Origin of the sequence: Aeromonas sp. 600724 (assembly GCF_049175135.1) — a bacterium.
In the GTDB taxonomy this organism is placed as follows: domain Bacteria; phylum Pseudomonadota; class Gammaproteobacteria; order Enterobacterales; family Aeromonadaceae; genus Aeromonas; species Aeromonas veronii_A.
In genome coordinates this window covers 117,038-137,079 of record NZ_JAAKUM010000013.1, presented here as the reverse complement: position 1 = coordinate 137,079, position 20,042 = coordinate 117,038, and the positions used below count along the sequence as shown (strand labels likewise).

Here is a 20,042-nt window from a genome sequence, read left to right as displayed (position 1 = left end):
GAGAGGTCATGTGACAAACCTCATAGACCGCGCCCAGCAGGCCGATGCCGATCGGACTGGGCGCATTATCGAAGCCCACCAGAACAGGGCAAGGCCACACGGCGATGGTATCTGCTGCGATTGTGACGAAGCCATCCCGCCCTCCCGCCTTGCAGCCGAGCCTGGTGCCGAGCGCTGTATCGAGTGCCAGACCCTGTATGAGCGCAAGGAGGCGACCCGTGTGGGAATTCATCGTTAAGAACTGGGGCCCGCTCTATGCGTTGGCCAGCCTGGTGGGTCTGGTGGTCATCATCTTGCTCTCCAAGACCTACGCCAAGCGCGAAGACCTCACGGCCCTGGCGCAGAGAGTCCAGCGGGTGGAGCAGGTACTGGCTGATCTGCCGAGCGAGCGTGAGCTGCACAAGCTGCAGCTGGAGATCAGCGAGCTGCGAGGGGAGTTGCGGGAGGTGAAGCCGGAGCTGCGCCAAGCCCGTCGTCTTGCCGATCTGCTGTTGGAAAACGAGCTCGCCGCCGTACAGAAGGAGAAGCCATGAGCATTCAACAAATTCTGTTATGTGGGGCCCAGCAGTGTTTTACCAGGCTGCCGTTACCAATCGCACTTAAGGAGAAGGCATGAGTATTCAAGCGATATTGGACGCCCAGCAGCGGCTGGTGATCCTGCGCTCCCTGCTGGATATCGGTGGTGCCGCCAACGAGTCAATCCTCAATGACTGCCTCGACCAGCTGGGTACCGGCCGGGTGACACGGGATCGGGTGAAGACCCTGCTGGCCTGGCTGGAAGAGCAGGGACTGGTGCGCATCGAGCGACTGGCCATGGTGCAGGTGGCTCACCTGACCGGTCGTGGGCAGGATGCGGCAGAGGGCCGGGCAACGGTGCCCGGCGTCAAGAAGCCCCGAGCGGAGGATTGACCATGGCCGATAAACCGACCCGAGGCCGCGCCAGCAAGGTGTGGCTGCTGCCTGAGTCCATCCGCAACGCGCTCAACGAGATGCTGCGGGACAAGGGCAACAGTCAGGCTGCCATCCTGGATGAGATCAACGGCCTGATCGAGGAGGCTGGGTTGCCCGATGATCTCAAGCTCTCCCGCTCCGGGTTAAGCCGTCATGCCAGCCAGGTTGAACAGGTCGGCCAGCACCTGCGGGATTTGCGTGAAACCACGGCCGCCTTGACCTCCCAGCTTGGCGACAAGCCGATGGGGGAGACCACCAAGCTCATTCTGGAGCTGGGTCGTTCCCAGCTGTTCAAGGCGATGCTGGCTCAGGTGCAGAACCCGGAGGAGGCGGTGGATATCGACATGCTGAAAAACGCCATGCTTGCAGCCCAGCGGCTCGAATCGACCGCTATGCAGAGTCACAAGCGGGAGAAAGAGATCCGCCAGGCATTTGCCGAAGAGATCGCCGCCAAGACCGAAGCCATTGTGACTCAGGCGGGCTTGAGTGGTGAAGCCGCCGCCGAGATACGTCGCGAAATCCTGGGGATTGCCTGATGACCACCATTGCTCAGACCCCTATCGCCCAACAGTTGGCCCAGACCCTGGGTACCGAATACAACCCCGACGAGGTGTTGCTGCCGTACCAGCGGATCTGGATTGCCGACGAGAGCCCGCTCAAGATTGCCGAGAAGAGCCGCCGTACCGGTATCACCTGGGCGGAGGCGGCTGACGCGGCTCTGACGGCCTCCAAGACCAAGACGGCTGGCGGTTGCCACCACTTCTATGTGGGCAGCAACAAGGAGATGGCCCGCGAGTTTATCGATGCGGTGGCCATGTGGGCCAAGGCGTACAACAAGGCGGCCGGTGAGATCCAGGAGGAGGTATTCACCGACGACGAGGACAAGGCGATCCTCACCTTCGTGGTCTATTTCGCCTCGGGCTTCAAGGTGCAGGCGCTCTCCAGCAACCCCTCCAACCTGCGGGGGATGCAGGGCAATGTGACCATCGACGAGGCCGCTTTCCACGACCGACTGGCCGAGGTGCTCAAGGCCGCCATGGCGCTGACCATGTGGGGCGCCAAGGTGCGGTTGATCAGTACCCATAACGGTGTCGATAACCTGTTTAACCAGCTCATCAACGACAGCCGAGTGGGCCGCAAAGAGTATTCCATCCATACCATCAGCCTGGACGATGCCTGCCGCCAGGGGCTCTATCGCCGGATCTGCCAGGTCAAGGGCGGCCTTTGGACACAGGAAGCCGAGGATGCCTGGAAGGCGGGGCTGCTCAAGGCCACCGCCACCGAAGAGGATGCCCTTGAGGAGTATTTCTGCGTACCCAAGCAGAGCAGCGGCGTCTATATCAAGCGCACCCTGATTGAGCGGGCGATGCAACCGGATATCCCCATCCTGCGCTTTACCGCCCCCAAAGATTTCGAACTGCAGAGCGAGGAGACCCGCAAGGCAGTGGTGGATATCTGGTGCGAGGAGAACCTCAAGCCCTGCCTGGAAGCGCTTGATCACAGTTGTCGTCATGCGTTTGGAGAGGACTTCGCCCGCAAGGGGGACTTGTCGGTGTTCGTGCCGCTCTCCATCGCCACCAACTTGCGCAAACGGGTGCCCTTTGTGGTGGAGCTGGTCAATGCCCCCTATGAGAGTCAGCGCCAGATCCTGTTCTACCTGCTGCAGGGGTTGCACCGTTTCACTGCGGCGGCCTTCGATGCCACCGGTAACGGCGGCTATCTGGCAGAGGCTGCCAGACTGCGCTGGGGCGCCAGCATGATCGAGTGCGTGATGCTCAATGACCCCTGGTATCGGGAGTGGATGCCCAAGCTCAAGGCAGAGTTTGAGGATGGCAACCTGACCATCCCGCGCCATGCAGACGTGCAGGATGACTTGGGGAAAATCCAGGTCATCAACGGCATCCCCAAGATCGACAAAGGCAAGAACACAGGCCAAGGGGGCCAACAGCGCCACGGTGACTTTGCGGTGGCGCTGGCCATGGCGGTGCGGGCCAGTTGGATGGAGGGGGGCGCTATCGAGTTCACCCCGCTACCCAACAAGCGCGATGAAGCAAGGGGCGATAACCATCATTCGTTCGAGAGAGAGGCCTGGTAATGGGCAGGATCATCGATATCAACGGCAATCCCCTGCGGCTTGAAAAAGAGCCGCAGACCGAGAACTCGGCGGCGCTTGCCCAGTTGCGTCGTCACTATAGTGAACACCCCACGGTGGGGCTTACCCCGAGCAGGGCGGCAGCCGCATTGAAGGAGGCAGAACAGGGCAACCTGATCGCCCAGTGCGAGCTGGCCGAAGACATGGAGGAGAAGGATGCCCACCTGCAGAGTGAACTCGGCAAGCGTCGCCGCGCTCTGCTGGGGGTCAGCTGGACAATCGAGCCACCCCGCAACGCCACCCCGGCGGAGAAGCGCGACAGCGAGATGATCCGTGAGCTGATAGAGGACTTTACCTGGTTTGATGATGCCATCTTTGACGCCACTGATGCGGTACTCAAGGGGTTTTGTGCCCAGGAGTTTTGCGGCTGGGAGTTGGTGGAGGGGTTACAGCTCCCCAAGGGCATCATCTGGCGTGATCCTGCCTGGTTTCAGACCCACCCGGACGATCGCAACCAGTTGCGGCTGCGGGATAACAGCCACGAAGGGGTTGCCCTCAACCCCTTTGGCTGGCTGCTGCACAAGGCCAAGTCAAAATCGGGGTATCTGGCCCGCACCGGCCTTGTCCGTACCCTGATCTGGCCGTTTCTGTTCAAGAACTACAGCGTGCGGGATCTGGCGGAGTTTCTGGAGATCTACGGCCTGCCGGTGCGCCTTGGCAAATACCCGGAAGGGGCGACCGAGAAAGAGAAGGCCACCCTGCTGCAGGCGGTGCTCTCCATCGGTCATAACGCCGGGGGCATTATTCCGCGCGGGATGGAGATTGAGTTCCAGAACGCCGCCAGTGGTCAGGCCGATCCCTTTGTGGTGATGATGGAGTGGTGCGAGCGCTCCATGAGCAAGGCCATCCTGGGGGGAACCTTGACCTCACAGGCCGATGGCAAGAGCTCGACCAATGCCCTGGGCAATGTTCATAACGAGGTGCGCCAGGAGGTACGGGATGCTGATCTCCGCCAGCTGGCCGCCACCCTGACCCGCGATCTGGTCTATCCGCTCTATGCCCTGAACGGCAAGAGCTATCAGGGCCCCCGCCGCAGCCCCCGGCTGGAGTTTGATGTGACCGAGCCGGAGGATATGCAGCAACTGGCGGGGCCGCTGCGCACGCTGGTCTCTATCGGCATGAAGATCCCGACCCAGTGGGTCTATGACAAGTTGCAGATCCCGGTGCCCACCGCTCAGGAAGAGGTATTGGTCATTCAGGATAATCGGGGGGTAACAGGGGAGGCGGAGCTCAAGGCTCGGCTGCCCCGTCAGGGACTGGCGACACTGGCAGCACATAAAGCAGCGCAGGGAGATAACAACGATGCCCAGTTGGCCCGGTTGCAGGCCGAGGCGGCCCCTCTGCTGGCGGGAATGACCGATGCCGTCCAGACGCTGGTGATGCAGGCCACGACCCTGGAAGAGATCCGGGATGGCTTGTTGGCACTGGAACCTGAGCTCAGCCATGACGAACTGGGGGCGCTGATGGCGCAAGCCATCGCCGCCAGCGAGCTGCTCGGCATGCTTGAGATGGAGGAGGGGAATTAATGATGTTCCCAGTGCTAGAGAAGGTCCGATTAATTCGGAGTGGAACGATAGTGCTCACGTACTTTTTGCTTCTTACCGTTCACAATTTTGGTGTGTTCGGGTACGTGAACTTTCTTTTTGCCTTCTTTGGTTTTAGCCATAGCGCTAATTCCCCTTTTCAAAGCTGCGGCTGGTTCGGCCAGTCACCGCGGATGACCCCATATCACCCAGAAAACTGGAATTATGAAAAGAGAAAGCTGACCAGCACTGGGAACATACTCATCATAAAACAGAGGGCGCATCAATATCTGCCAATCATTATCGCAATGATAAAAAGGTCTGATGAGGCAGCAATATAATGGCAATACGTTATGGCTCCTTGCCCTTTACCGAGGCGATCGCCTTCTTTCGCCAGAAACTCGATATGCCGAGCGAACGCTGGGTCGATGTGTGGCGCGATGCCCATAACCGCGCCTTTATGGTGGCGGGGGCCACCAAGACCGATCTGCTGGCTGACCTGCGCGGGGCGGTAGACAAGGCGATCAGTGAAGGGCAATCCATCGGGGCCTTTCAGAAGGCGTTCAAGGAAATTGTGGCTCGCCACGGTTGGGAACATACCGGCCCGGCGTCTTGGCGTTCCCGCGTCATCTTCGAGACCAACCTGCGTCAGAGTTATAACGCCGGGCGTGAAGAGCAGATCCAGCGTATCAAGCACAAACGCCCCTATGCGCTCTATCGTCATGGGGACTCCGAGCACCCAAGGGACTTGCACCTCAAGTGGAACAACCTGGTGCTGCCGGTGGATCACCCCTGGTGGGCGACGCACAGCCCGAGCAATGGTTATGGCTGCAAGTGCAAGAAGTTCCTGCTCTCTGAAGCAGACCTCAAGCGGCGCGGCTTGGTAGTCAGCAAGGCCCCGGATGATGGCGCATATGAGTGGGTGGACAAGGCCACCGGGGAGTTGCACAAAATCCCCAAAGGCATCGACCCCGGTTTTGATTATCGCCCCCAGACTCCGGCAGAGCTGACCAAGGTGGTGGCCAAGCGCGAAGCGGCCAAGCCTGCGTTGGCCGAGCGACTGCCAGAACGGATAGTGGAGAGCGCCTTCTCCAGCGTTAAAGGTGTCACCGCCCAGGGTTTGAGTGATCTGCTGGCCAAGTTGCCAGCCCCCCAACGCGAACCATTGACGGCGTTCCTCAAGGCGCATCCGGTCAAAACCCTGTTTATCAAGCACACCGAAATGGGGAAGGGGGCGGCTGGGCTCAAGGTTGCCCCGGCTATTGCTGATTACTTGGGCAAAGATCCCTATCTGGTGCGCTCTTTTTACTATTCGCGCCGGGCCAGCAGCGTCAACGGCTTTACCGCAACCAGCTGGGATCATCTGGTTATCAAGGTAAAGGGGGGCGATACTTTAAAAACGGTGGATATGCAGGCGGTGCAAGCGGCGGCTGCCGATGTGTTGGCTGATGCCCACGCTAATAGCGGCCCGCGCCAATTGCTGCCAAGAGGCGCCAGTGGTGAAGCCTTGCGCCGTCATTGGAGTGTGTCGGCCAATGTAGGCGATAAACTGGGGGAATCGGCCCAGCGGATCTCGACCTGGTTGCATGAGCTCGGCCATCAGGTTCACTTCTGGGCCGGGGAGCCCAATCTCACCGGCATCGGCCTGATTACCGAATATGCCGGAACCAATGGCAAAGAGATGGCTGCCGAGGCGTTTGCCGCCTGGTTGCTGGCGAGGGAATCCATGCTGGAGCATTTTCCCGAACTGGCCAAGAGAGTGGAAGCCATGTTGGCCAAAGCTACGGCTGCCACTACCAAGGGCGGCCGCTAGCGACCCCGGAGATCAAAACATAAAGGAGCGAGATAATGACCTTGCTGGAACAAGCCAGCGCCCTGCTGGCACAGGATGGCCCCTTTACCTTGGCGCAAGCCAAGGCGCTGGATGCCCTGTGTGAGCAAGCCCGTGATGAGGAGGCTGACCTGATGGGGGATCTCTGGGAGGCCGCGATGGCTAATGCAGATGAGGAAGCGCTGCACTATATGACCACCTTTGAGGATGAGTTCTGATGGCCGGTAGTTTTATCGCCATCAGCCACCACGGGGTGGACGATGCCTTTGAGCTGCTGGCCAAGCTCTATCAGAAAACCGGTGACCTGAGCGAACCGCTGGCAGATATAGGGGAAGGGCTACTGCTGTCGCACCGGGATCGCTGGGATGCCCAAGAGAGCCCTGAAGGGGAGCCCTGGGCCCCGCTCTCGGAGAAGTACCGTGCCCGCAAGCCCCGACATGCCGATGAGGTGCTTCGTCTGAACGACGATCTGCGCGATACCCTCGACTATCAGGTCGATCCCCAGACCCTCTACTTCGGTACGCCCATGGTATACGGTGCCGCCCACCAGTTCGGCCGTCCCGAGATCAACCTGCCAGAGCGCCGCGCTCTGGGGCTGTCAGAAGGGGATAAACAGAGCGTGTTGGAGACGCTGGAGGCGTATCTTATCTGACGCTGCCAAAGCCTGTAAGAATGCATTGGTAGCTACGAGGTAGACAACCTATGGGGAAACGAGTCAAACGTTAGAGGTGCTGTATTTAAACAGCCTTAAACAGGATAACCGCTCATGTTGGTTGCTGGAGGCCCCTGCAAGTGGGCACCTTTATGAATCAAATTCCTCTGCCGTCACATTTTTTGCTGATGATGAGTCGAATACTAACAAATGACTCGATAAGCAGAAGGCTAGATCATATCATCATATGCTTCATTTGGGTTCTAGAGCGTATGAGTATGAAACTGTCGTTTGCATTGTATAAAATTGGCCGATGGGGAATCTATGAAGGCCGTAAACATCAGCCAGCTAAAGCATGTGACGTTAAGGATATGTTGCAACAATTGCATCATTGGGGTGTTGCGAGTAAGCGTCCTTTAATGGAGAAAAGAACTTATTCCAAAGCGGAGTTAAGGCTGAACCACTCATACTTATTGGATATGGTTCCATCAAAAAACAATAATGGAGACTGGTTCGTAATATTATGGAATGAGGTCGAGAACCGTAAAGGGAAAATTTTGTTTGCTAATGGTCAAGCGAGTTCAGATCAAAACCACGTCAAACCAGTCTCTGGTGATAAAGATGCAATACCAGGGTTCCCGACGTTTTTTTGGTTTTTGCCTGAATTGAACACTGTCGCTTGTGTAAGTCCTGCTGAGACTCATAATTTGGGGCTTGCTCAATTTCGAGCATTCATGTTGCAGTTTATATCGTTTTTTTCTAATTCAGTTATTAGGTCAGTGGATAATCCAAATATCAGAAATGGATTTTCTGCACAGGGTAAACCTGCGTCAGGACCAGATCTAAGAATACCTGATAAAACATTGATTGCTGCATGTTCCATGACCCCATACCCAAGGCCAGGGTATTATGAAGAAATTAAAAACAAGGTCTCTAAGATTAAGGCGGTAGTTAAGGTAATTAGTGCGAAATCGATCTCTTCGAGAGAAAAGTATAGAGAGGGGTTATATCAACTCGCATCATTGTTTTTTAGCCTTGATGAAGGAGAGGAAAAAATTGACCAAAGAATTCGTAAGTCAATTAAATTAGAGTTGCCTGTTAACTTAAAAGTACAAGATATAGACAGTGCAATTAAACAGTATGAGGAAAGTAATTATGATAAGCTGTATGACGTGGGATACAAAATGGAAGGCGAACAGAAGCTTTATCATCTCAGCGGTGGGAAAATTGTTGAAGAGTTGGATTTAAATGTACCCAGTTCATTTGAAGACTCAGTCCCTGATGCAGAAAGATTGATGGCAATACTGCAGAGGGATGTTAGGGGTGAACTAAAAAGATGGGTCTCTGATTAAGCAAGGGGAAGAGTATGATTAACTTTAAAAATAAGAAGGAGATGACTGAGTGGGCTCTTAAATGTGTCCGAATAACTGTAATTGTAACTATTGGTTTCGTCGTCTATAACTACGCCTTTTTTATTAAGGGACAGGCTATCTTATCTCTCTTGGATGTTATATTGACAGTTTCTGGGTTATTGTTCGCTGTTTTTGGTGCATGGTTAGCCTTACTTGCTGGGCCCGCCACAGCGGTGATCGAGTCTAGAACAAAAACAAGAGCAGAGAGAGATAAACAAGTTGACTATATAGCAATTATTGTTAGTCCAATGACAACATCTGCGATGATGGTTGCTTTAGGCATGTTTATGAAAATTACATCACTATATGCAGTAGTTATGATTAAGGATCCATTCTGGGTATTTGTACTGAAACAAGAGGCACTATTCGTTTTAACTGTTTGTTTTTTCTATCAATGTTGGTATCTATTAAGGGCTTGTGGCGTAGGCCTCTATTTCTTAATGAATATGGAGCGTAAATCATGTGCTAATAGCTTTGATGATTTATAATGCGTTCTGTTACGTATAGCGGAAGGGGATTTAGCTTATACTACTTATGTTATAATGAGCTATAGAGATTTGTCATCAGTCGCTCAAATATTTGAGGCTCTATATCATGGCTATTTGCCAGTGATACTATATCTCGACAGCATAAACCACTCTGCATCAACAAAGGCCATTTGGCTTTAACATCATCAGATGTAACAGCGCCTACTGAGGTACAATCTGTAGTTTTTCCCAGAAGTGCTTTACGTAAGCGTAGTGGCCTGTCTGATATAGCATCAATTACTTCTGATTGTTTTTTTGGCATTTCGTGTTTTCTTACAGATCCTGCTAGTTTGGTTCGAACCATACACAAATGTTGTGATTTGGTCGAATTTTTCTCCTAATTATGTGGCAGTAACCCACCATAAACCCCATCCCCCTTCATGCCGCCGCACTATGGCGGCATGAACATATCCAAGACCCCATACTCAGCGCCCTTCGTGGCCATCCTCCAAGCCAACCCCGTCAGCGGGGAGCGGCTGGCGGTGCTCGATGCGCAGCTCACCCCTCAAGGCGATGGCTGGTACCAATTGCTGCCGGTCGGCCCGTTCAAGGCCCGTGATGGTCGCCCGTTCGATGTGGCGAGTGGCCACTGGCAACTGGACGGGCAGATCGCTGCTGCCCTGATTGCCCGAGCCAAAGCCCTTGGGCAAGACATCCTGATCGATTACGACCACCAGACCCTCAAGACTGACCAGAACGGCCAGCCAGCCCCTGCGGCCGGTTGGTACAACGCCGACGAAATTGAGTGGCGCGAAGGGCAGGGGCTCTTTATCAAGCCGCGCTGGACGGAGCGGGCTGCCGCCCTGGTGGCTGCCAAAGAGTACCGATTCCTGTCTGCCGTCTTTCCCTATGACGCCCAGGGCCGCCCGCTGGAACTGCGGATGACCGCCATTACCAATGACCCCGGTGTGGTAGGCATGCAGGCGCTTGCCGCTTTGAGTGCGTTACCCGCTTCAAGCCTTATGTCTACCCAACCCGGCCAGCTGGCCACCTCATCCCATGTTACACAACAGGAGAAATCCATGAACGAACACCTGATCGCGCTGCTCGGCAAACTCGGCATCCAGCCGAGTGCCGATGGCCAGTTTACCGCCGAGCAGGGGACTGCCGCTTTGGCTGCTCTGGATACCCTGCAGGCCATTGCCAAAAAGGCGCCGGAGCTGGAGGCAGCTCTCACTGCTGAGCGCACCTCGCTGGCCGCGCTCAAGGCGACCGTCGCCACAGGGCAGGGTGGCCAGATTGACCTGGCCAAGTATGTACCGGTGGAGACCTATAACGCCCTGGTGACGGAAGTCGCCACCTTGAGCGCCAAGGTCGAGACCACGGATGCTGCGACCTTGATCAAGGAAGCCCGTACCCAGGGCAAGGTGGTGGCAGCAGAAGAGGAGTATTTGACCGCCTATGCCGCCCAGAAAGGGGTGGCGGCCCTCAAGGCGTTGCTGGAGCCCCGTCCGGCGATTGCCGCCCTGGCCGCCAGCCAGACCACCCAAGTGACCCTGCCCGAGAAGAAGGGAGAGGCTGTGCTCTCGGCGGACGACAAGTATGCCGCCGATCAGCTCGGCATTTCCTATGAAGAGTTTGCCAAGGCAAAAGGCCGGTAGGTTCGCTTAGCCGCGCAGCGGCGTAATCGGACGAACGCGACCGCCAGACCAACCTGTTTAACCAGAGAAGGAACACCCGTATGGCCATTGTTACTCCCGCGCTGTTGCAGGCCCTCTTCACCGGCTTCAAGAAGAACTTTGAAGACGCCAAGAGTGAAGCGCCTGCCCAGTACACCAAGATCGCCACCGTGATCAAATCGACCACCAAGTCCAACACCTATGGCTGGTTGGGCAAGTTCCCCAGTCTGCGCAAGTGGGTCGGTGATCGGGTGATCGAGTCGATGAAGGCGCACGGTTACCAGATCGTCAACGAAGACTTCGAGGCCACCGTGGCGGTCGATCGCAACGATATCGAGGATGACGAGCTGGGTATCTATGCCCCCTTGTTTCAAGAGATGGGTCTAGCGGCGGGGATCCACCCCGACGAGCTCTGCTTTGGTCTGCTCGGCGCTGGCTTCACCACGCCTTGCTATGACGGCCAGTATTTCTTCGACACCGATCACCCTGTCTATCCCAAGGCCGATGGCACCGGTACCCCTGTTTTGAGCGCCAACGTGGTGGTGGATGCCGGTTATCAGGGGGAGCCCTGGTTCCTGCTCGATACCAGCCGTGCCCTCAAGCCGGTCATCTTCCAGGATCGCAAGTCGCCGCAGCTGATTGCCATGACCAAGGTCGATGACGAGGCGGTATTCACCCGCAAGGAGTTCCGTTACGGGGTCGATTGCCGTGATGCCGCAGGCTTTGGCTTCTGGCAGCTGGCCTTTGCCAACAAGCGGGCGCTGACCCCCGACAACCTGTGGGATTCCTTCTCCAAAATGCGGGAGTTTCAAGCCGATGGTGGCCGCAAGCTCGGGGTGAAGGCCACTCTGCTGGTGGTACCGCCCTCCCTTGAGAAGCTGGCGACCCAGATGCTGGAGCGAGAGCTGGCGAACAGCAGCAGCAACGAGCTGAAAGGCAAGTTGGAGCTGGTGGTGGCTGACTACCTCTAACCCTGCGTTGTGGCTGTTTAACCCCCGGTTTAAACAGCCTCTCTATCAGATTCGACGAGGAAAACATGAGATGGAACAAGAGATGGAACTGGCTATTCGGGTCGGCATTACATCAATGGTTCGTCAGAACTATTTCCGTGCGGGCCTGCCGATTGTACCGGGCAAGTCTGAGATGGTTGTGTCGCCTGAGCAGTGCGCGACCCTGGAGAACGACCCGCGTCTGGTGGTCGTCCGGTTGGCTGAAGACGCCAGCTTTCAGGCAGGTGATGCACCATCGGCGCCTGGGGATCTGGACGCAACACTGGGCGTCCTGACCGGTTCGGGCTATCTGGCCGGTGTTGCCACCCAGAATAGTGACGCCACTCAGGCGGGCAAGGTCACGCCGCTGGCCGAGATGAAGGTCGATGAGCTGCGCGAGCTGGCGCTGCAGATGGGTATCCCGGAGGCGGCCAAGCTCAAAAAGGCCGAACTGGTGACGGCGATCGCGGCGACCGACATGCAATACCCAGTCAAGGATGAGCAGCCATCTGGCCAGAACGGAGAGCAGTGATATGTATGCCAGCGTCAATGACATGGTGATCCGCTTTGGCGAGGCCGAGTTGCTGCGCCTGGCCATGACGCCGACCGGCGAGCTGGACGAGGTGGCCTTGCATCTCGCCCTGCAGGATGCAGGCGCCTTGATCGATGGCTATCTGGCGGGTCGCTATCCCTTGCCGCTGGCCCATATACCGAGTGCCCTGGTACCTATCTGCGCCGATATCGCCCGTCACCGTCTCTATGGTGAACAGGCACCGGAGCAGATAGCCAAGCGCAATGAGGCTGCCCTGGCCTTTCTGAAATCGGTTGGCAAGGGGGAGCTGGCGCTGGGGTTGGCATCCGATGGCGCCACCCTGGAGAGCCAGAATCTGGCTCAACTGCAGTCGGATGGGCGCGTCTTTGGCCGGAGTCAGGGGCGCGACAATGGGGGCTTTCTATGAGCCAACCCCCCAACCCGTCTGGTACCGAACTCGACTACCTGCAGGCGGGTGAGCGGCTGCGTGAGCTGCTGGCCCCTCTCAAACCTGCGGGGCTCAAGGAGGTGTTTGTGGCCACCGATGTGGCAGCCATCGCCAATCTGGGCCAGCACAGTCCGGCGGTGCATGTGGTCTATCAGGGCGAACGTGAGAGCGAAGGCACCCAGTCAGGCCGGGCCAGCAGCTTTGATCAGCTCTGGTTGCTGGTGCTGGTGCATCGTGCCAGCCCCAGGGAGGTCAGTGCCGGAGTGTGGCTTGCCCGCATCCTGCAGGCCGTCAGTGGGCGAGCATGTGGTGACAGTACCTTTCGCCGGGTCACCCCACCGGTCAAACCCAGTTACAGCGGCGGTGCTGCCTATCTGCCGCTTGCCTTTACTACCCGAGTGAAATTTAAAGGAGAGCGATGATGAGCGAAACACTGCACCTGGAAGGGGATCTCTTTATCGAGACCTTTGTGAACGGGCTCTCGGCCGGGGTGATTGGCCCGATCGATGTGGATAGCCTGGAAGTGAAACCCGACAGCCAGAAGATCTCCATTCCCAGCAAGCGCAAGGGGCAATATGGTCAGGCGCGGGAGAACTACCACATTCCCAAGCCTGCCATGGTCACCATCAAGACCACCGAGATCCCACCAGTGCTGCTGGCAGCCGCCTTTATGGGTCTGGAGAGCCCCATTAATCAGGGGGCCGGGACGCTGACTGATCTGCCGGTCGTTCTGCCCGCCTGGCCGAAGTGGGCTCCGCTCGGCAAGAGCAATATTGCCGCGACTGGCCTGGCCATCAAGGAAGGGGCCAAGGCGCTGGTGGTGGGTACCGATATCGAGGTCAACTATGCGCTCGGGCTGGTACGGGCGATCAAGGGGAGCTCGGTGGCAGATGGCGGCAGCCTGACGGTCAGCGGTACCTATAACGCGGTGACCGGTACCCGCATCGCGGGCAATATCCAGCCGGAGATCAAGGCGCGGCTGCTGCTTGATGGCCGCAGTATCGTCAGTGGCGAGGCCATCAAACTGACTGTGCCCCGTGCCAGCTTGTCCCCCAAGAAGGCAGTGGACTTTATGAGCGACAAGCCCATCGAGATTGAGCTGGAGGGAGAGTTGCTGGCCGTGGATGGCGAGACCGCCCCCTTCTATGTGGATCGACCGGTCACTGTGTGATGATTGGGGCTGTGGGGGAATGAATAACGGCGGGAGGCCCGCCGTTTTCCATTATTTCATTTCTGCTTATTTTTTGTCTGGGGTTGCTGGTGGTTTTACCACCTCTGGTTGCTTCTCTTCTGGTTTTTTTCCGCTGTTTCTTAAGTCGTTAAGCGTAGCCATAAATGCTTGGTCAACCTGTGCCGGTGCCATGGCACATCTGGATGCCAAATTAATAGCACTTAGAACCGTTGGCTTTTCAGCATAAGCATCTTGACCCTTTTCCATCTCTCTCTGAATTTGTGCTCGCCGAGCCGTCACAAGGGCATAGTCAAAGGACTGGTCATAGGATATTTGTAGGGCATTGGTCGCCCCCGAAAAGCCAGACCATGCAATTGCTGCTGATCCCGTGGCTATAGGCGCAAAGACTGCGCCAGCCATTGTACCTAGTGCTGCCAGACCAAATTTTGCTGCTTTGGTAGAACTACCGCCTGCGGCGTAATACTGCTGGAGTTTGACGCAATACGCAGTTGCTTTTAGATATTCAGCTTGGGCATTATCGCCTGGTTTGTTGTCGGGCCAGGGCCATTCGATGGCCGTAGATTCGGCTAACTTGTCCGGTATGCTTGAACAGCCAGTAAGGGGGGCTATACAGACTGCCAAGATTAGACAGGGAATTTTTTCCATGATCGCACTCTCCATTTATGTATGGGGACTGCAGAGCTGGCAAAGCTCACCACCATGATCGCTTCCTGCTTACACTTTAAGACTAGTGCTCGAGCTCTAAATCAGGGGCTGGTAAGTGTGATTTGCCGCACATAACCATCAAGTTAAATCAAGAAAGTGTGTCTCGACACAGGAGGGGGAACGATTAGAGGTGATTGGTTTTAACGCAATGCTAGCCGCTTAATCATGACCAGTGGTTGAGATGAGGCAGAAAGGGGAAGGGTGGATTGTTCTAGCCACTGCCAATCCAGCGGCGGAGTGCCTTCTTTGAACTTCTGGTACGGTACGCCATCTTTGATGATTAGAAACAAGGTGCAAGGGGTATCTGCACGGCTGACATAACGCACCATCACATCGCCATGGCGTGAGCGCAGTAGATGTTTCAGGATCGGCAGCCCTTGTATAGTGTGCTGCCCCCCTTCATGCCAGACGCCAAATTGATGCATTACGCCCATACCTTTCGACTCAGTAAATCTAAGTCTTGACCGTACAGGCTCACTTGCCACTGTCAGAAATGACAGGTCGTTGTGCTGTCAGTTGGAGAGGGAGCTGCTGGCCGTGGATGGTAAGAGCGTCCTCTTCTATGTGGATTGGCCCGTGACGGTATAAGGGCGGGATAGCAGAACGGCGGGCAGACCCGCCATTGTTTATTCTACAGTGAACATTCGAATTTATATTTCATTTAAATACTTTACGATCTTCTCCATTTCACCATCAAAAGATAAATGCCAAACAGGATTACCTTGGTCGAAAGTCGGCTTTTGGTTAGTGATTGTATTGATGAAATTAGTTAATAATAGCTTGGGTTCACCTGTTAACTTTAATCGATAACATTCTTGTTGAACTTCAAGCCATAGACTGCCATGCATCATACCATTTTTTGAGACTCTATATCTCGGGCCAAGATTGATCTTTAATGTTAGATTTGAGCAGTTATTAACTATTGCCTGGATATTTTTATCCACATTTACTCCAAGTTTATATAGGTGTGTTTACACAAGAGGTTCGAATCGAATTACTAGGGTGAGACTATTTCGATAGATTGGTTAGGTGATGATTTCATCTGGAAGATTCAGATCTTGGTAGAGTGCACTCATGACATCATTTGCCTTTTCCGCTATGAGATTGAAAAGTTGAGCAGCATTGAGTTCGCTTTCACTTTGGCCGGATGCTATCCAAAGTTCGAGATTGAATCCCAGGCTCATTTGAGAGAACAGCTCATTAAAACTCCTTCGAACATTTGGACTTAAAAATAACTCTCGTTCTTCCACTGCGCGCTCAATTTGCTGCCTGTGTTGAAGCAGAGACAGGTTCTCTTCTGAAGATAGAGACTCTGTTCGCGGTTCGAACTCGGATTCGTTTCGTACCTCAGCGCTTCTGGCGTTGCAATACCTGCGGAGCGCAAGTAGCTTTGTTGCCAAGGCCTTCAACGCGCTCAGCCTTTCGGAGTGTAGAAGATCTGATCGGCGTTGTTGTGCCTTGAACTGTTCAAGTAGCTTTGAGTACTCATGCTGAATCGAGCTGTCAAGCCGTGACTTGAGCCACCAACCCAAAATAGTAGCAATCGCACTCATTATTGCCGAGATTGTGAAGACATCGAGAATGTTCATAAAAAGCCATTCACTCCCTGTTACGGTAGCCTTCCATCGGCTGGAAGAACTTGTTGGGTGTCCTCACATCACTCGCACACATTTTGCCACTGTCCATCTACTTGTCTGTATTCGCACTGTGAAGTTCCGACTGGTGGCAAATCCATTGATGGGAGTGGCTTAAGGTCGGTAGAGGGTAGTGGTTGCAGCGGTGGTAAATCGACAGAAGGAAGGTCAAGGGTACTATCACAGATATCTTGTACCTCACAGTTCATTCCGTAATCGTCGCATACCTGAGCTTTGCGACACTCCGCTTGGGTACTTCCGGCGTAGAAAAAAGCAAGAACTGCTACAACCGAGAGCATGTTAGCACGCGTATTCATCACTAGTTACTCCCTAGTTTCACTTGATGCCTAAAATGGCTCATGTCAATCTGGTGGTTGATACATAAATCTCGTTAAAAATCATTTCACTAGAAGCTAACTATGAATTTTACGCTCATCTGAGCTCATTAGTTGGGGCTGTCATTGATATCATATGAAAATACCGTCAAGGGGTTGGCTACGCAATACACTGGTAAAACTACCATCCATGAATACCCACTTCGGCAAATCATAATCGACCGTGAATGGTCTTCCTGTGATATCTCTCAGTAATTCGCCATAAACCCTCCTATTTTGCCATCCCTTTACCATGGGGCATATCTGAATCTGATCGGAATGCTCCATGTCCACCTCTTCCACCCTCAAACTTGCCTTGGAGCTGGCGGCCAAGGTCACCGGTCGGGAAGATCTGGCCGCCTTGGCGGGTGAGGTGCAGGAGCTTGGCCCGATCTCGGACGAGACGGCCGCCGAAACGGCGCAGTTGGCCGAGAGCCTCGAATCGTTAAGCCGCCAGCAGGCGCTGATCCAGCAGTTCAATGACTCCAAAGCCGCCCTGACCCAACTCGAACTGGCGACAGTGCTCAGCCGTGACAAGCTGGAGCAGTTGCGTCGCTCCAGCCAAGCAGGCAGTGGCGACGCCAAGGTGCTGGCCGAACAAGAGCGGTTGCTGGCCTCCGAGGTCAAGCAGCTGGAGCGCCAGTTGGTCGCTCAGTCCGCCAGTCATACCCGCCTGCATGCAGGGCTCAAGCAGTCCGGGCTCGATACCAGGAACCTTGCCCAGGAACAGCAGCGCCTGCAGCGTGAGCTGACCAAGAGTGTCGCCCAGACCAAACGGCTGGGGCGCGAGTTTAGCCAGGGTAGTCAGCAGGCCGGTGGCTTGCAGGGGGCCATCGGCAGCCTGACCGGGCGCCTGGTGGCGCTGGCAGGTACCTGGTTCGGTATCCAGACCCTTACCACCCAACTGATAGCCATGTTCCAGACTGGCGATCAGGCCGAGCGCCTCGATGTGCAACTCAAGGCGGTGATGGGGTCGATTGCTGGTGGCAAAGAGGCGTCAGCCTGGATCCAGGACTTTGCCAAGAACACCCCCCTGCAGCTCAGTGAAGTCACCCAGGTGTTCGTGCGCCTCAAGGCGTTCGGCATCGACCCCATGGCGGGGGCCATGCAGGGCATTGTCGATCAGGCGTTCAAATTGGGCGGCGGTTTTGAAGAGGTGCAAGGCATCTCCTTGGCGCTCGGCCAAGCCTGGGCCAAGCAGAAGCTGCAGGGGGAGGAGATCCTGCAACTGATTGAGCGTGGCGTGCCGGTCTGGCAGATGCTGGAGCAGGTGACTGGCAAGAATACCGCCGAGCTGCAGAAACTCTCTGAGGCGGGCAAGCTGGGCCGCGAGACCATCTCGGCCCTGATGAACGAGATTGCTGCCCAATCGCGCGGTGCCGCTGCCGACAACATGAGTCTGCTTTCCGGGCTTATCTCCAACGCCCAGGACAACCTCGCCAAGTTTTACCGGATGGTGGCAGAGAACGGGGCGCTGGCCTGGCTCAAAAACCAGCTGGCCAACCTTAATGCCGAATTTGAGGCGATGGCCAAGGATGGCCGCCTGCAGGAGTGGGCCAAGCGCCTCTCCGATGGCTTTATCACCATGGGGGAAACCCTCAAGTCGCTGATCCAGACCCTCTATGAGTGGCGCACCGCGCTGACCGTACTGGCTCAGGCGTGGGTCGGCCTGAAAATCGCGGGCTGGATTGGTGATCTGCGCGGCCTCTACGCCCAGTTTATTGCCATGCCTGTGGCGACAGCGACAGCAGCAGGCGGTATGACGACAGCGGGCACAGCAGCAGCCGGTGCTGCGATAGGGGTCAGGGTACTGGGCGCAGCCGTCAAGGGGCTGCTGGCCGCCGTGGCAGTCGAGTCCATCATCCAGATCACCCAGTTCGCCTCCGCCCTGCGTCAGCTGGTGCAGGCTGAGCTGGCACTCCGGGAGGCGCAAGCGCTGCGCTCCGAGACTCAGGCCCGCCTCAATGGTCAGTTTGCCGCCCTGTCAGCCGAGCTCGGTTTTGCCATCACCAGCATGGCGGATCTCGATCGCCTGGTCGCCGAGGGCAAGGTGCATTACGACGATGCCACTGGAAGCTGGCAGAAGGGGGCTGCAGCCGTTAAAGCGCTGGGGGATGAGGCAAAGAGTACCCGTGATTATCTGGCCGAGATTAATGCAGTGGCCAAGCAAACCGCAGCTGATGGCCCAGCCAAACTGGCAGAGGCGTTTAAGGTGCTCGGCCTCGATTTTGAGCAGGCCAATGGCCGTATCGGTGAGGGTTTTCAGAAGACCATCGGCGCCCTGGATGTATTGGTGGCGCACACGGGGGCCAGTAGTGCCGCCATCGAGGAGGCGCTGGCCGCCGCCTACAACAGCGCCAAGACCACCGCCGAGATCGATGCGGTGATCGAGCGTCAGAAGCAACTGGCTGCCCAGGGAAAAATCACCGGGGATGCGCTGGCTCGCTCCATGGCCATCGCCGCCGATGCCATGGCCAAAGTGAAAGGGGGGAGCGGCGATACCAAGCAGGCAGTCGCGGCCATTGGTGATGGCTTTGACGAAGCGGCCGCACGGGCCAAAGGTGCTACTGATGCGATGCGGGCGGGGCTTAAAGGGGTACAGGATGAAGCCAAGCAGACGAATGCCAGCCTCAGCAGTAGTGGCGGGGGAGGTGGCCGAGGCGATACCCGCACAGTGAACGCCGGTTCCTTCTACTACAAAACCGTGGATCTCAATGGTCTGCGCGGCAATGCCGAGGGGTTGGCCAATACCTTGGCTGGTGTTGAGGATGAGCTGGCCCGCTACAGCCAGAAGGTCAAGGACATTCCGGCCTACAGCGAGTGGAGCAAGTATTACGGCGAGAAGTTCCAAAAGGAAATGGAGGTCATGCGGGCTCGCCTCAAGGAGGAGCTCGACAAGGCTCTTGCCAAAGAGAGTGCCAAAACCAATCAGGCCGCCGCCCAGCCACCGGCCCCGGTTGTCGCGGCATCTACCCACAGCACCAACACCCCAGGGACACGCAGGCCCTTGTCCGAGCGGATCACCATCGAGCTCAAAGGGGCAGGGGGCTCGGCTGAACTGCAGGCCGATGAGGCCAATGCCAACGCCTTTATCAACATTCTTAAACAGCAAGGACTGCGGCAATGAACGTGACCTTAAACAGCGTGCTGCTACCAGATGATCTGGTCTGGCGCGACGAGTTCGAGTGGGCGCCGGTCGAACAGGTGGTGACCCCGACCCTGAGCGGCGCCCTGTTGGTGGAGGAGACCGCCAAGCCGGAGGGGCAGCCGCTGACCCTGAGCGGGCATTGCTCCCGTGCCAAGGTGCAGGAGCTCAAGGTGCTGGAAGCGCAGGTGGCCCAGCTGATGACGTTGACCCTGCTCGATGGCGTGACCCGCACCGTGGTGTGGCGCCGCCCTGGTGTGGTAGCCACGCCCTTGTACGAGTTGGCTGACCCAGACGGTGATCACCCTTACGCCCTGACCCTGAATCTGACCGAAATTGAGCGCGGAGAGTAACCC

23 protein-coding genes are annotated in these 20,042 nt (G+C 56.3%); 19 read left to right on the top strand and 4 right to left on the bottom strand.

What is annotated here, in order from left to right:
* Window positions 1-10: 10 nt before the first annotated feature.
* The 17 genes from G5168_RS13630 to G5168_RS13550 all read left to right on the top strand — a co-directional run bounded on the left by G5168_RS13630 (window position 11) and on the right by G5168_RS13550 (window position 13,807).
* Window positions 11-238, top strand: a complete 228-nt coding sequence (locus G5168_RS13630) for a TraR/DksA C4-type zinc finger protein (RefSeq protein ID WP_076495051.1) — start codon at window positions 11-13, stop codon at window positions 236-238.
* Window positions 219-533 carry a DUF2730 family protein gene (locus G5168_RS13625; RefSeq protein WP_215782978.1) on the top strand — a complete coding sequence of 105 codons (315 nt, stop codon included), beginning with the start codon at window positions 219-221 and terminating at the stop codon, window positions 531-533. The genes G5168_RS13630 and G5168_RS13625 overlap by 20 nt, the downstream gene beginning before the upstream one ends.
* Window positions 534-612: 79 nt before the next feature.
* Window positions 613-909, top strand: a complete 297-nt coding sequence (locus G5168_RS13620; RefSeq protein WP_421252338.1) for an ArsR family transcriptional regulator — start codon at window positions 613-615, stop codon at window positions 907-909.
* 2 nt (window positions 910-911) lie between these two features.
* Window positions 912-1,487, top strand: coding sequence for a DUF3486 family protein (locus G5168_RS13615; RefSeq protein WP_005353368.1), 576 nt, complete (start codon window positions 912-914; stop codon window positions 1,485-1,487).
* Window positions 1,487-3,046, top strand: a complete 1,560-nt coding sequence (locus G5168_RS13610) for a terminase large subunit domain-containing protein (protein ID WP_421252337.1) — start codon at window positions 1,487-1,489, stop codon at window positions 3,044-3,046. Before G5168_RS13615 ends, G5168_RS13610 begins: the two co-directional genes overlap by 1 nt.
* A complete protein-coding gene (locus tag G5168_RS13605; RefSeq protein WP_421252336.1) occupies window positions 3,046-4,629 on the top strand; it encodes a DUF935 domain-containing protein in 1,584 nt (527 codons plus the stop codon). Before G5168_RS13610 ends, G5168_RS13605 begins: the two co-directional genes overlap by 1 nt.
* Before the next feature lie 337 nt (window positions 4,630-4,966).
* The gene (locus G5168_RS13600; RefSeq protein ID WP_421252335.1) at window positions 4,967-6,439 is read left to right on the top strand and encodes a phage minor head protein; all 1,473 of its coding nucleotides are present in this window, start codon (window positions 4,967-4,969) and stop codon (window positions 6,437-6,439) included.
* Window positions 6,440-6,474: 35 nt separating this feature from the next.
* Entirely contained in the window at window positions 6,475-6,675 is a 201-nt protein-coding gene (locus G5168_RS13595) for a hypothetical protein (protein ID WP_013723702.1), read from the top strand.
* The gene (locus G5168_RS13590; protein ID WP_421252334.1) at window positions 6,675-7,109 is read left to right on the top strand and encodes a phage virion morphogenesis protein; all 435 of its coding nucleotides are present in this window, start codon (window positions 6,675-6,677) and stop codon (window positions 7,107-7,109) included. The genes G5168_RS13595 and G5168_RS13590 overlap by 1 nt, the downstream gene beginning before the upstream one ends.
* Window positions 7,110-7,387: 278 nt before the next feature.
* Window positions 7,388-8,461: a hypothetical protein gene (locus tag G5168_RS13585; RefSeq protein WP_421252333.1), complete on the top strand. Its 1,074-nt coding sequence runs from the start codon at window positions 7,388-7,390 to the stop codon at window positions 8,459-8,461.
* 14 nt (window positions 8,462-8,475) lie between these two features.
* On the top strand, window positions 8,476-9,009 hold the full coding sequence (locus tag G5168_RS13580) for a hypothetical protein (protein ID WP_421252332.1): 534 nt from the start codon (window positions 8,476-8,478) through the stop codon (window positions 9,007-9,009).
* Between the two features lie 419 nt (window positions 9,010-9,428).
* Entirely contained in the window at window positions 9,429-10,649 is a 1,221-nt protein-coding gene (locus G5168_RS13575) for a phage protease (RefSeq protein ID WP_421252331.1), read from the top strand.
* An 80-nt stretch (window positions 10,650-10,729) separates the two neighbouring features.
* The gene (locus G5168_RS13570) at window positions 10,730-11,638 is read left to right on the top strand and encodes a Mu-like prophage major head subunit gpT family protein (protein ID WP_040069229.1); all 909 of its coding nucleotides are present in this window, start codon (window positions 10,730-10,732) and stop codon (window positions 11,636-11,638) included.
* 70 nt (window positions 11,639-11,708) lie between these two features.
* Window positions 11,709-12,188 carry a Rho termination factor N-terminal domain-containing protein gene (locus G5168_RS13565; RefSeq protein WP_421252330.1) on the top strand — a complete coding sequence of 160 codons (480 nt, stop codon included), beginning with the start codon at window positions 11,709-11,711 and terminating at the stop codon, window positions 12,186-12,188.
* Between the two features lies 1 nt (window position 12,189).
* A complete protein-coding gene (locus G5168_RS13560; RefSeq protein WP_421252329.1) occupies window positions 12,190-12,615 on the top strand; it encodes a gp436 family protein in 426 nt (141 codons plus the stop codon).
* Window positions 12,612-13,058 carry a phage tail terminator protein gene (locus tag G5168_RS13555; protein WP_421252328.1) on the top strand — a complete coding sequence of 149 codons (447 nt, stop codon included), beginning with the start codon at window positions 12,612-12,614 and terminating at the stop codon, window positions 13,056-13,058. The genes G5168_RS13560 and G5168_RS13555 overlap by 4 nt, the downstream gene beginning before the upstream one ends.
* Complete coding sequence (locus G5168_RS13550) at window positions 13,058-13,807, top strand: hypothetical protein (RefSeq protein WP_421252345.1); 750 nt, start codon at window positions 13,058-13,060, stop codon at window positions 13,805-13,807. Before G5168_RS13555 ends, G5168_RS13550 begins: the two co-directional genes overlap by 1 nt.
* A gap of 66 nt (window positions 13,808-13,873) precedes the next feature.
* On the opposite strand, the gene G5168_RS13545 is transcribed toward G5168_RS13550, so the two are convergent.
* The 4 genes from G5168_RS13545 to G5168_RS13530 form a co-directional block, all read right to left on the bottom strand.
* Window positions 13,874-14,473: a hypothetical protein gene (locus G5168_RS13545; RefSeq protein WP_421204971.1), complete on the bottom strand. Its 600-nt coding sequence runs from the start codon at window positions 14,471-14,473 to the stop codon at window positions 13,874-13,876.
* Between the two features lie 200 nt (window positions 14,474-14,673).
* On the bottom strand, window positions 14,674-14,958 hold the full coding sequence (locus G5168_RS13540; RefSeq protein ID WP_421252327.1) for a hypothetical protein: 285 nt from the start codon (window positions 14,956-14,958) through the stop codon (window positions 14,674-14,676).
* A 225-nt stretch (window positions 14,959-15,183) separates the two neighbouring features.
* A complete protein-coding gene (locus tag G5168_RS13535) occupies window positions 15,184-15,477 on the bottom strand; it encodes a hypothetical protein (protein ID WP_421252326.1) in 294 nt (97 codons plus the stop codon).
* A gap of 81 nt (window positions 15,478-15,558) precedes the next feature.
* Entirely contained in the window at window positions 15,559-16,122 is a 564-nt protein-coding gene (locus tag G5168_RS13530; RefSeq protein WP_421252325.1) for a hypothetical protein, read from the bottom strand.
* Window positions 16,123-16,827: 705 nt separating this feature from the next.
* Here G5168_RS13530 and G5168_RS13525 point away from each other — a divergent pair.
* Both G5168_RS13525 and G5168_RS13520 read left to right on the top strand, forming a co-directional pair.
* Window positions 16,828-19,668 (top strand): tape measure protein, encoded by a 2,841-nt coding sequence (locus G5168_RS13525; RefSeq protein ID WP_421252324.1) that lies wholly within the window; start codon window positions 16,828-16,830, stop codon window positions 19,666-19,668.
* Window positions 19,665-20,039, top strand: coding sequence for a hypothetical protein (locus tag G5168_RS13520; RefSeq protein ID WP_421252323.1), 375 nt, complete (start codon window positions 19,665-19,667; stop codon window positions 20,037-20,039). The genes G5168_RS13525 and G5168_RS13520 overlap by 4 nt, the downstream gene beginning before the upstream one ends.
* Window positions 20,040-20,042: the final 3 nt, after the last annotated feature.

Coding starts and splice junctions, on each gene's coding strand:
- G5168_RS13620 (WP_421252338.1), top strand. CDS start 613: ATGAGTATTCAAGCGATATTGGACGCCCAGCAGCGGCTGGTGATCCTG.
- G5168_RS13615 (WP_005353368.1), top strand. CDS start 912: ATGGCCGATAAACCGACCCGAGGCCGCGCCAGCAAGGTGTGGCTGCTG.
- G5168_RS13610 (WP_421252337.1), top strand. CDS start 1,487: ATGACCACCATTGCTCAGACCCCTATCGCCCAACAGTTGGCCCAGACC.
- G5168_RS13605 (WP_421252336.1), top strand. CDS start 3,046: ATGGGCAGGATCATCGATATCAACGGCAATCCCCTGCGGCTTGAAAAA.
- G5168_RS13600 (WP_421252335.1), top strand. CDS start 4,967: ATGGCAATACGTTATGGCTCCTTGCCCTTTACCGAGGCGATCGCCTTC.
- G5168_RS13595 (WP_013723702.1), top strand. CDS start 6,475: ATGACCTTGCTGGAACAAGCCAGCGCCCTGCTGGCACAGGATGGCCCC.
- G5168_RS13590 (WP_421252334.1), top strand. CDS start 6,675: ATGGCCGGTAGTTTTATCGCCATCAGCCACCACGGGGTGGACGATGCC.
- G5168_RS13585 (WP_421252333.1), top strand. CDS start 7,388: ATGAAACTGTCGTTTGCATTGTATAAAATTGGCCGATGGGGAATCTAT.
- G5168_RS13580 (WP_421252332.1), top strand. CDS start 8,476: ATGATTAACTTTAAAAATAAGAAGGAGATGACTGAGTGGGCTCTTAAA.
- G5168_RS13575 (WP_421252331.1), top strand. CDS start 9,429: ATGCCGCCGCACTATGGCGGCATGAACATATCCAAGACCCCATACTCA.
- G5168_RS13570 (WP_040069229.1), top strand. CDS start 10,730: ATGGCCATTGTTACTCCCGCGCTGTTGCAGGCCCTCTTCACCGGCTTC.
- G5168_RS13565 (WP_421252330.1), top strand. CDS start 11,709: ATGGAACAAGAGATGGAACTGGCTATTCGGGTCGGCATTACATCAATG.
- G5168_RS13560 (WP_421252329.1), top strand. CDS start 12,190: ATGTATGCCAGCGTCAATGACATGGTGATCCGCTTTGGCGAGGCCGAG.
- G5168_RS13555 (WP_421252328.1), top strand. CDS start 12,612: ATGAGCCAACCCCCCAACCCGTCTGGTACCGAACTCGACTACCTGCAG.
- G5168_RS13550 (WP_421252345.1), top strand. CDS start 13,058: ATGAGCGAAACACTGCACCTGGAAGGGGATCTCTTTATCGAGACCTTT.
- G5168_RS13545 (WP_421204971.1), bottom strand. CDS start 14,473: ATGGAAAAAATTCCCTGTCTAATCTTGGCAGTCTGTATAGCCCCCCTT.
- G5168_RS13540 (WP_421252327.1), bottom strand. CDS start 14,958: ATGCATCAATTTGGCGTCTGGCATGAAGGGGGGCAGCACACTATACAA.
- G5168_RS13530 (WP_421252325.1), bottom strand. CDS start 16,122: ATGAACATTCTCGATGTCTTCACAATCTCGGCAATAATGAGTGCGATT.
- G5168_RS13525 (WP_421252324.1), top strand. CDS start 16,828: ATGTCCACCTCTTCCACCCTCAAACTTGCCTTGGAGCTGGCGGCCAAG.
- G5168_RS13520 (WP_421252323.1), top strand. CDS start 19,665: ATGAACGTGACCTTAAACAGCGTGCTGCTACCAGATGATCTGGTCTGG.